The following is a 1914-nucleotide window of genomic DNA, read 5'->3' on the forward strand; positions in this document are numbered from 1 at the left end:
TCAAGCCAGGGTTTGGCTGGCGGTGTCAAGCGATGCGGTATAGGTAGTCAAAAGGGCTTCTCCCATGCACTGATTTGAGCGCTAATTATATGATATTTATGGATAATTTCCAAAGTTGATGACATTGGTAGCGAACATGCCGGCGTAAATCAGCCAACGGATAAAGTGATCACTGAGCAGCTCAGCCTCCCTTTCCAGTTCGGCTGTTAAAAAAACAACACCGTTGTTTGAAAGCACCAGCAAATCAAGTGCTCACTCTTCTATTTTACAGTACCTGGCAACAGCACTTTGCGGTGCAGTCGATCAGATATCCGGAAGGTTGATCGTAAGCTTCAGCCTAGCGCTCTTCGAATTTAATGTCGTCGAGCTTCGGCCCAACCATTCCCCCGACCTACTCTTCCCTCCCCTAGAGACCCTAGCAGTCACTTGAATCGCGGCTGTCTGCGATAAGGTGTTGCTGGTAACTATTGCATCAGCGCCTGAAAACTCCACCTCGGCCGGCAGACTTGAGACCTTAAGTCGTATGGTAGCGAGAGGTACCTTGGAGCCCGATAGCGTCTGTACGAAAACGAACACACTGTCATCCAAAGCGACCTTTTCGAAAATTTCCGGGGAAATGTCCACCCGTACCTTGAGCGGTGTTGGTGGCAAGCCAGCAACATGGTTAATCGTCAAATTGTTGTTTTTTTCATCCGCTGAAAGACCGTTTCTTGCCTTTCCAATGGCCTGTACTAAAGCAGCGTGTGACGGATGGTCGGAACCCATCTCTGCTAATGCGTGATGCCAATATTTTAAAGCATCTTGGTAACGATGCTCTTCAAACGCAGCCAGACCTATGAGACTCAAGCTCTGGAGCTCACCCGGATTTCCATTTAAAGCTTCATCTGTCAGCGCCTTGATTGGCGGAGACCACATTTTGTTGTTAGAGAAATACAATGCTTTAGCCCACTCGCCTAATAACTCCGGTCGGCGACCGGCCAGTGACACCGTTCGTTCGAACATTCTAGCGGCATCGTCGGGCCTCCCTTGAGCCATGTAGTTTTGGGCCAGGTTATAAGCGTTCTCAGCTGACTCCGGTTGGGCGTTAACCGCGCGTTCCAGACGGTCGTTCATTTGCGCGAGTGAACCGGGAGGCTGGGCGAACTCACGAACCAGCTCGACTTTGTCGCTGGCGCCAAAATGCAGGTACAGCGCGAGCCCCAGCGCCGGTATCAAGAAAGCCACGAATACTGGTAGCGGCTTGCCTGTAGTCGAAAAACGTTCGAGGCCAGCTCCTTCGGTGTCCGCCAGCAATTCGCGGTCCGCCTCAGAGCGGGCACTGTTTTTTTGCGCAGGAGACATCACTCCGTCCCCTTGCTGAAGCTGTAGCTCCGCCAGGCGTTCCTGATACAGCGCCACGTAAAAAGCGGTGCGATCTTCTTCGCTTTGGGCACGACGTACAAACAACACAGGGATTAGCACGAAACTGAGGGCAACCAGCAACAGCAGGCCGACCCATAGCCAGAAATCAATCATTAGATTCTTTACCCAATAGGAGGAGGAGCCGTTGACGCTCTTGGTCAGAAAACACCTCAACATCATCGCCATGCCGACCACGATGACGTGCAACGATCAAGTAAATCACCCACACACCGCCCAACAACAAACCGCCAGGCCCAAACCAGAGCAACCAGGTGTGGCTGTTCAGCTCAGGTTTGTAGCGCACGAATTCGCCATAGCGATCGACCATGAAGTCGATGATCTGCTGATTACTCTGACCTTCATCGAGCATGCGAAAGATCTCTTTTTGTTGCCGCTGACCGAAAACTGACCCAGTAGAGGCTGTTCTGCCGACTGAAAACTGACCCAGGTGTTCAACTGCTTCTGCTCAATTTTTGAGCAGGAGAACACAGGGTGATCAGTATGGAAATGATG

1 protein-coding gene and 1 pseudogene are annotated in these 1914 nt (G+C 51.4%); both read right to left on the reverse strand.

Translation table 11 applies throughout. The features are described from left to right. Positions 1 to 303: 303 nt before the first annotated feature. A complete protein-coding gene (ccmI, locus tag PSEMO_RS28915; protein WP_012080656.1) occupies positions 304 to 1515 on the reverse strand; it encodes a c-type cytochrome biogenesis protein CcmI in 1212 nt (403 codons plus the stop codon). Beyond that, positions 1508 to 1789 (reverse strand): annotated as a pseudogene (locus PSEMO_RS28920) (cytochrome c-type biogenesis protein); the annotation flags it as partial. The gene ccmI and the pseudogene PSEMO_RS28920, both read right to left, overlap by 8 nt. Between the last annotated feature and the right edge of the window lie 125 nt (positions 1790 to 1914).

This window comes from Pseudomonas putida, from assembly GCF_001941965.1.
Lineage (GTDB): Bacteria > Pseudomonadota > Gammaproteobacteria > Pseudomonadales > Pseudomonadaceae > Aquipseudomonas > Aquipseudomonas putida_L.

Coding starts and splice junctions, on each gene's coding strand:
- ccmI (WP_012080656.1), bottom strand. CDS start 1,515: ATGATTGATTTCTGGCTATGGGTCGGCCTGCTGTTGCTGGTTGCCCTC.